Genomic DNA, 7668 nt, shown 5'->3' with positions numbered 1-7668 from the left:
TTTGTGTAACTCTGGGGGGGGGGGGGTGGGGGGGTGTGGTACCCTGACAACCCCCGGGGCGCTGCCCTGTCAAACTGCGGGGGGGGGGGGGGCCCGGGCGCCCCCCCCCCCCCACGGCGATGGTGAGAGTGTGTCCGACGTCAGCGGTGGTCGTCGCTGTCCGCGGCCTCGTCCTCGGCCTGCTTGGCCTTGACCTCGGGGTCGAGCACGGCCTCGGGGCTACCGTCCACCGCGGTGAGGTGACCCGACTCGGGCACCTCGGTCGCGGCGGGGGGCTCGACCAGCCAGTCGGGGTTGGCCTGCTTGTCCCACCACTTCCAGGCGGCGAAAGCACCGCCCGCCAGGATGCCCAGCACGGCCAGCCCCTTCGCGAGACGGCCGGCCCTCGCCCGCCGCTCGTGCTTGCGGACCAGCTTCTGGATCTCCTTGGGCGTGACCTGACCGCGCAGCGCGGCGAACGCCGCCGCACCGCGGGCCGCGGCCTCGTCCTTGACCGGGCCGGCGGCGGCGACCGCCTGCTCGATCTTCGGCCGTGAGTACTCGGCGGCCTGGACGGCAGCCTTGCGGGTACGGACGGCGGCTTCCTGGGCTGCCTGGTCGACCTTCGGCGGTACGTGAGTGCGGGCCTGCTCAAGGCGGGGCACTACGTGGGCGCCGTACTGCACGCGGGCCTGGTCGGCGGCCAGCGACACCTTGGGCGCGAGTCGTACACGTGCCTCATGGGCGTAGTACGAGGCCTTGTCCTTGGCCGTGTCGGCGTAGGGCGCCACCACTTCCGCGGCGTGCAGCACGCTGTCCTTCGCCGAACCGGTCGCGGAGCGCACGCTGTCGATGCGGGTCACGGGATTCCTCCTCCTCGGTGGCGGTACGCAATTTCGTCTATCCACCCATTTACGGATCATGCCTGCCAACGGGCCGCGGGGCATGTAGAGGGCGGGCATCCGGGTCACGATTACGTGCGATACCGGATGAATACGAGGGAACGGGAGCTTGTCGTCGACAATGCCACGGATCCCCGTGCCGTGCCCCTGTCCCGGAGCCACTCGACCGGTTTTCCGCAAGTGGTTCCTGCGGAATGCCCCCGAGAGACCGGCGTCGGGCGACGCGATGCGTGGAGCGTGCGAGGATCTGGGAGTCACAGGAAGACAACGGAAGGCAGATCGTGGCTGAGCAGCTTTACGCCACCCTGAAGACCAATCTCGGCGACATCGAGGTCCGGCTGCTGCCGAACCACGCGCCCAAGACGGTCCAGAACTTCGTGGAGCTCGCCAAGGGGGAGCGTGAGTGGACCAACCCCACCACGGGTGAGAAGTCCACGGACAAGCTCTACGACGGCACGGTCTTCCACCGGGTGATCAGCGGTTTCATGATTCAGGGCGGGGACCCGCTGGGCAACGGCACGGGTGGCCCGGGCTACCAGTTCGAGGACGAGTTCCACCCCGACCTGCGCTTCGACAAGCCCTACCTGCTGGCCATGGCCAACGCCGGGCCGGGCACCAACGGCTCGCAGTTCTTCGTCACCGTCTCCCCGACGGCCTGGCTGACCCGCAAGCACACCATCTTCGGTGAGGTCACCGACCCGGCGAGCCAGAAGGTCGTGGACACCATCGCGGCCGCCGAGACCAACCCGCGCACCGACCGTCCGGTCAAGGACGTCATCATCGAGTCGGTCGTCGTCGAGACCCGCTAGGGCCCAGGACCGAACCCGGTCCTTACCGCCGGGAACCAAACGCCCCGTTCATCCGTAAGGATGGGCGGGGCGATGCATTGCGTACGAAGGATTGAGGGGACCCCATGGACCAGGCGCCAGGCAGCCCGACGGGCCCGGAGGAGCAGCGGCCCCCGGACGGCCAGAGTCTGCCGGTCTGCTACCGCCACCCGGACCGCGAGACCGGTATCCGCTGCACCCGCTGCGAGAAGCCGATCTGCCCCGAGTGCATGGTCAGCGCCTCGGTCGGTTTCCAGTGCCCCGAGTGCGTCCGCGGCGGCTCCGGCACGGGTCACGCCCCGACCGCGGCCCAGCCCCGGACGATCGCCGGCGGCACGGTGGCGGCGGACCCGCGGCTCGCTACCAAGATCCTGATCGGCCTCTGCGTCGCTATGTATCTGGTGCAGCTGGCGGTGGGCGACCGCTTCACCGAGCGCCTGGAGCTCCTCGGCCAGGCGTACGTCCCGCTCTTCGGCTCCGTCGAGGGCGTTGCCGAAGGCCAGCCCTACCGGCTGCTGACCGCGATGTTCCTGCATGCCAGCCCGATCCACATCATCTTCAACATGCTCAGCCTGTGGTGGATCGGCGGTCCTCTGGAGGCGGCCCTCGGCCGTGCCCGCTATCTCGCCCTCTATTTCGTCTCGGGTCTTGCGGGCAGCGCGCTCACGTATCTGATCGCCGCCCCGAACCAGCCCTCGCTCGGTGCCTCCGGCGCGATCTTCGGGCTCTTCGGGGCGACCGCCGTGCTGATGCGCCGGCTCCGGTACGACATGCGGCCGGTCATCGCCCTGCTGGTGATCAACCTGATCTTCACCTTCGGGTGGGCCAACATCGCCTGGCAGGCCCATATCGGCGGTCTCGTCGCCGGTGTGATCACCGGGTACGCGATGGTGCACGCCCCGAGGGAGCGGCGGGCCCTGATCCAGTACGGCACCTGTGCGGTCGTACTGGTCGTCGTCGTGGTGTTGACGCTGATCAGGACGGCTCAGCTCAGCTGATATCAAACCGTTGTCCACAGCGTGTGCCGGATCTTGTGCACACGGTGCGGGAACAGCTGTGCCCCCTGTCGCTGACCCGTGTTTCCGCAGGTCAGGCAGGGGGCGAACAGGTTTGCGGATGCCGGTGTGTCAGTCACACCAGCGTCAACACCCGGGAGGTTATCCACAGATCGTCGTTCTTTTTCCCCAGGCCCGCTGTGGATACCTTCCCAGGCTGTGGATAACTCAGTGGAAAGCCGTGGGCAGAGCTGCGTTCACCCGGAGGTGACCGCGGCTTCCGTCGCCGCTTCCACCACGGCTCCCGCCGCTACTTCCACTGCGTGGAGACGCCGAACCCGGCGGCGATGAAGCCGAAGCCCACCACGATGTTCCAGTTGTCCAGGCTGTCGATGGGCATGGAGCCGTCGGTGACGTAGAAGACGACGATCCAGGCCAGCCCGATGACGAACATGGCCAGCATGACCGGTGCGACCCAGGCTCGGCTGTTCAACTTGATGGCGGTCGCCGCTTTCGCCGGCGGCGGCGTGTAGTCGGCCTTCTTGCGGATACGTGACTTCGGCACGAGGGTCTCTCCTGTCGATGCGCTGCGTGGCCGCGCAGGGAACTGGGGCGGGCTCCGGGGCAGCGTACAAGGGGACACTGAGTGCTCCCCCGGGCGTCCGTTAGCGTAGTGCTTCCGCGGCGCCGAAGGAGATAAGGGTACGTTGAGCAATTCTGCCGACTCCCCCGGGACGGGTACCAGTCCTGCCCGTATCCGCCGTTTCCGTCCGGTGCGGATTCTCACGGTGGCCGTCTTCGCCCTCGCGGGGCTCATCTTCTTCACCAGTTTCGACACGGCCAAGGGCACCAACATCCGCACGGACGCCTCCCTGCTGAAGCTGTCCGACCTCATCCAGACCCGCAGCCAGAAGAACGGCCGGCTGGAGGACGCCAACGGGGTCCTGCGTGACGAGGTCGACGCGCTCCGCAAGGAGGACGACACCAGCACCGGCGCCGACGACAAGAAGCTCACGGCGCTGGAGCGGACCGCGGGCGCGCAGCAGCTCAAGGGCAAGGCGGTCACCGTCACCCTGAACGACGCCCCGCCCAACGCCACCGCCAAGCTCCCCGGCTATCCCGAGCCGCAGCCCGACTACCTGGTCATCCACCAGCAGGACCTCCAGGCCGTGGTGAACGCCCTCTGGCAGGGCGGCGCCAAGGGCATCAAGGTCATGGACCAGCGGCTGATCTCGACCAGCGCCGTGCGCTGCGTGGGCAACACCCTGATCCTCCAGGGCCGGGTCTACTCACCGCCGTACAAGATCACGGCGGTCGGAGACCCGGGGAAGCTTCAGGCGGCGCTGACGGCGTCCAAGGCGATCCAGAACTACATGGTGTACGTCGATGTCTACGGTCTCGGGTGGAAAGTGACCGACGACGGGACGGTGACTCTTCCCGGGTACTCGGGCACAGTGGATCTGCACTACGCGAAGCCAGTGGAGTAGGCGTCCGTACGGGAGCTGCCGGTGCGCGTGATCGTCAGAAGCGTCAGCGAACTCTGCATCACCGTCGGCACTCTGATCGTCCTCTTCGTGGTCTACGTCTTGTTCTGGACCGGCGTGCAGGCCGACCACACGATGAGCGACCAGATCCATCAGCTGCAGAACCAGTGGTCGCGGCAGACCGCGCACCCCAAGACGTCCCCCGCCCCGGCGCCCGCCGCCTCGCCCGCTCCGGCGAAAGCGGCCGCGTACAAGGACGGCAGGCCTTTCGCGATCATGTACATCCCGCGGCTGGGTTTCACGTGGAACAAGCCGGTTCTCCAGGACACCGACGTCAGCACCCTCAAGAAGGGGCTCGGACACTACGCGGGCACCGCCCAGTTGGGGCAGGTCGGGAACTTCGCGGTGGCCGGGCACCGGCGGACGTACGGGAACCCCTTCGTGGACTTTCCGAAGCTCCGCGTGGGCGACGCGGTGGTGCTGACGGACGGGACCACCTGGTTCACGTATCGGATCGACAAAGGGCCTTACAAAACAGTGCCCACCGACATTGAGGTGATCGATCCTGTGCCACGTACATCCGGGTACACGGCCTCGGGCCGCTATCTCACGCTGACCACGTGCGATCCGGAGTGGGGGCACAGCCACCGGCTGATCGTCTGGGCACACCTGGACTCCACACAGCCTGTGGAGGCCGGGAAACCGGACGCGCTGCGCCGTTAGTCTGGTGACGTACGGCGTGAGTCTGGTGCCGTGGCGCGACGGAAGGGACGGCATGTACGGCTGGATCTGGCGGCATCTGCCGGGCAACGCGTGGGTCAAGGCGCTGATTTCGCTCGTCCTGGCCCTGGCCGTGGTCTACATCCTGTTCCAGTACGTCTTCCCGTGGGCCGAACCGCTGCTGCCCTTCAACGATGTGACGGTGGACAACCAGTGAGTGCACGGATTCTCGTCGTCGACAACTACGACAGCTTCGTCTTCAACCTGGTCCAGTACCTGTACCAGCTGGGCGCCGAGTGCGAGGTGCTGCGCAACGACGAGGTGTCGCCCGCGCACGCCCAGGACGGCTTCGACGGCGTCCTCCTCTCGCCCGGCCCCGGCACCCCCGAGGAGGCCGGCGTCTGCATCGAGATGGTGCGGCACTGCGCCTCGACCGGGGTGCCCGTCTTCGGCGTCTGCCTCGGCATGCAGTCGATGCAGGTGGCCTACGGCGGCGTCGTGGACCGCGCCCCCGAACTGCTGCACGGCAAGACCTCCCTCGTCGAGCACGAGGGCAAGGGCGTCTTCGCCGGACTGCCCTCGCCCTTCACGGCGACCCGCTACCACTCGCTGGCGGCCGAGCCGGGCACGGTCCCGGCCGAACTCGAGGTCACCGCGAGAACGCACGACGGCATCATCATGGGCCTGCGCCACCGCGAACTGCCCGTCGAGGGCGTCCAGTTCCACCCGGAGTCGGTGCTCACCGAGCACGGCCACCGGATGCTGGCCAACTGGCTGGTGGAGTGCGGCGACCAGGGTGCCGTGGCGAGGTCGGCGGGGCTCGCCCCGGTGGTGGGCAGGGCCACGGCGTGACCGCGCTGCGCCCCGAGCGCGAGTCCGAGGCCGCGTACGGGGAGCAGCCGTACGCGGAGCAGAGCGGGTTCGACCAGTGGCACGGCGCGCAGGCGCAGGGTGCGCCCGGGGTGCCGTACGGTCCGATCGACGAAGAGACCGTCGCGCTGCGGCTGGCGGACCTCCCGCAGGAGGGGACGGGCCGCGGCGGGTCCATATCGGCGTCTGACGCCACAGCCGCCTCGTCCGCCACAGGAACCCCCACCGGGGGCCGTGCGGCCCGCAGGAAGGCCGCCAAGGGGCGGCACGGGCGTCATGGGGCCGGCGGCGCGGCGGACGAGACCGCCGAGGCCTCGACGGCCTCGGAATCGGCACCGGCTTCGTCCGGTGGCGGCGCACCCCTCTCCCGGGTCGAGGCGCGGCGGCGGCAGCGGGCCAGCAAGCCGGGGGCCGCGGTCGTCGCGAGCCGGGCGATCGGCGAGGTGTTCATCACCACCGGCGTGCTGATGCTGCTGTTCGTCACCTACCAGCTGTGGTGGACGAACGTCCGGGCGCACGCGCAGGCCGGCAGCGAGGCGAGCCAGCTACAGAACGACTGGGCCAGCGGCAAGCGCGCGCCCGGGGAGTTCTCGCCGGGACAGGGCTTCGCCATCCTGCACATCCCCAAGCTGGACGTGATCGCGCCGATCGCCGAGGGCGTCAGCAACAAGAAGGTCCTCGACAAGGGGATGGTCGGGCACTACAGCGAGGGCGCCCTCAAGACCGCGATGCCCGACGCGAAGACCGGCAACTTCGCGCTCGCCGCGCACCGCAACACCCATGGCGAACCGTTCCGGTACATCAACCAGCTCAAGCCGGGCGACGAGGTCGTGGTGGAGACCCAGGACACGTACTACGTCTACAAGATGACGAAGACGCTGCCCGTGACGTCGCCGAGCAACACCAGTGTCATCGACCCCATCCCCAAGGGCTCCGGGTTCACCAAGCCCGGCCGCTACATCACGCTGACGACCTGTACGCCGGAGTTCACCAGCAAGTACCGGCTGATCGTCTGGGGCAAGATGGTCGAGCAACGGCCGCGCAGCAAGGGCAAGCCGGATGCGCTCATCGAGTAGGGGCAACTGAACGTGGCAGCGACCACCGACGACACCGAAGAGCAGACCGACACGCCCGCCTCCCCGCCCGACCGCCCCCGCGGCCCCGGGCGGATGGCGATGGCCGTCAGCGTCTTCGGTGAACTCCTCATCACGGCGGGCCTGATCCTCGGCCTGTTCGTCGTCTACTCCCTGTGGTGGACGAACGTCGTCGCCGACCGCACGGCCGACAAGCAGGGCGACAAGGTCCGGAACAACTGGTCCAAGGACAAGGACACCGGTCCCGGCGCGCTCGACACCAAGGACGGCATCGGGTTCCTGCACGTGCCCGCGATGAAGAACGGCGAGGTGCTGGTCGAGAAGGGCACCGAGACGAGCGTCCTCAACGACGGCGTCGCCGGCTACTACACGGACCCGATCAAGGCCGCCCTCCCCACCACCGGCAAGAACGGCAACTTCACCCTCGCCGCCCACCGCGACGGCCACGGCGCCAAGTTCCACAACATCGACAAGATCAAGAAGGGCGACCCGATCGTCTTCGAGACGAAGGACAAGTGGTACGTCTACAAGGTCTACGACATCCTTCCCGAGACCTCGAAGTACAACGTCAAGACGCTCGCCCAGATCCCCGCGGAGTCCGGCAGGAAGAAGGCCGGCCACTACATCACCCTGACGACCTGCACGCCGGTGTACACGTCCCGGTACCGGTACGTGGTGTGGGGCGAGCTGGTCCGCGTCGACACGGTGGACAGCGCGCGGACACCGCCGAAGGAACTCCGCTGATGGCACGGCCGTAGCGCGGCGCGCACACCGAGGCGCGGCGGTCCGCGGATACG

At 68.3% G+C, this 7668-nt stretch carries 10 protein-coding genes; 8 read left to right on the top strand and 2 right to left on the bottom strand.

All coding sequences use genetic code 11. The features are described from left to right. Positions 1 to 140: 140 nt before the first annotated feature. The gene (locus ACIRB1_RS21860; RefSeq protein WP_352179864.1) at positions 141 to 842 is read right to left on the bottom strand and encodes a DUF5324 family protein; all 702 of its coding nucleotides are present in this window, start codon (positions 840 to 842) and stop codon (positions 141 to 143) included. A 320-nt stretch (positions 843 to 1162) separates the two neighbouring features. Here ACIRB1_RS21860 and ACIRB1_RS21855 point away from each other — a divergent pair, with 320 nt between their 5' ends. Both ACIRB1_RS21855 and ACIRB1_RS21850 read left to right on the top strand, forming a co-directional pair. Next, complete coding sequence (locus tag ACIRB1_RS21855; protein WP_352179865.1) at positions 1163 to 1690, top strand: peptidylprolyl isomerase; 528 nt, start codon at positions 1163 to 1165, stop codon at positions 1688 to 1690. A gap of 104 nt (positions 1691 to 1794) precedes the next feature. Next, complete coding sequence (locus ACIRB1_RS21850; protein WP_403466640.1) at positions 1795 to 2706, top strand: rhomboid family intramembrane serine protease; 912 nt, start codon at positions 1795 to 1797, stop codon at positions 2704 to 2706. Between the two features lie 307 nt (positions 2707 to 3013). On the opposite strand, the gene crgA is transcribed toward ACIRB1_RS21850, so the two are convergent. Then, a complete protein-coding gene (crgA, locus tag ACIRB1_RS21845) occupies positions 3014 to 3268 on the bottom strand; it encodes a cell division protein CrgA (protein WP_033285718.1) in 255 nt (84 codons plus the stop codon). A 142-nt stretch (positions 3269 to 3410) separates the two neighbouring features. Here crgA and ACIRB1_RS21840 point away from each other — a divergent pair, with 142 nt between their 5' ends. The 6 genes from ACIRB1_RS21840 to ACIRB1_RS21815 are packed head-to-tail and all read left to right on the top strand — an operon-like array spanning position 3411 to position 7615. Continuing rightward, the gene (locus tag ACIRB1_RS21840) at positions 3411 to 4190 is read left to right on the top strand and encodes a DUF881 domain-containing protein (protein ID WP_403466639.1); all 780 of its coding nucleotides are present in this window, start codon (positions 3411 to 3413) and stop codon (positions 4188 to 4190) included. 21 nt (positions 4191 to 4211) lie between these two features. After that, complete coding sequence (locus ACIRB1_RS21835; RefSeq protein WP_403466638.1) at positions 4212 to 4910, top strand: class E sortase; 699 nt, start codon at positions 4212 to 4214, stop codon at positions 4908 to 4910. A 4-nt stretch (positions 4911 to 4914) separates the two neighbouring features. Continuing rightward, positions 4915 to 5124 carry a hypothetical protein gene (locus tag ACIRB1_RS21830; RefSeq protein WP_352179869.1) on the top strand — a complete coding sequence of 70 codons (210 nt, stop codon included), beginning with the start codon at positions 4915 to 4917 and terminating at the stop codon, positions 5122 to 5124. After that, entirely contained in the window at positions 5121 to 5759 is a 639-nt protein-coding gene (locus ACIRB1_RS21825; RefSeq protein WP_403466637.1) for an aminodeoxychorismate/anthranilate synthase component II, read from the top strand. The genes ACIRB1_RS21830 and ACIRB1_RS21825 overlap by 4 nt, the downstream gene beginning before the upstream one ends. Then, the gene (locus ACIRB1_RS21820; RefSeq protein WP_403466636.1) at positions 5756 to 6853 is read left to right on the top strand and encodes a class E sortase; all 1098 of its coding nucleotides are present in this window, start codon (positions 5756 to 5758) and stop codon (positions 6851 to 6853) included. The genes ACIRB1_RS21825 and ACIRB1_RS21820 overlap by 4 nt, the downstream gene beginning before the upstream one ends. A gap of 12 nt (positions 6854 to 6865) precedes the next feature. Next, positions 6866 to 7615 (top strand): class E sortase, encoded by a 750-nt coding sequence (locus tag ACIRB1_RS21815; protein ID WP_352179871.1) that lies wholly within the window; start codon positions 6866 to 6868, stop codon positions 7613 to 7615. Positions 7616 to 7668 lie beyond the last annotated feature (53 nt).

It is taken from the genome of Streptomyces sp. NPDC096013, from assembly GCF_044763565.1.
Lineage (GTDB): Bacteria > Actinomycetota > Actinomycetes > Streptomycetales > Streptomycetaceae > Streptomyces.
This window is presented reverse-complemented; position numbering and strand designations above follow the sequence as displayed.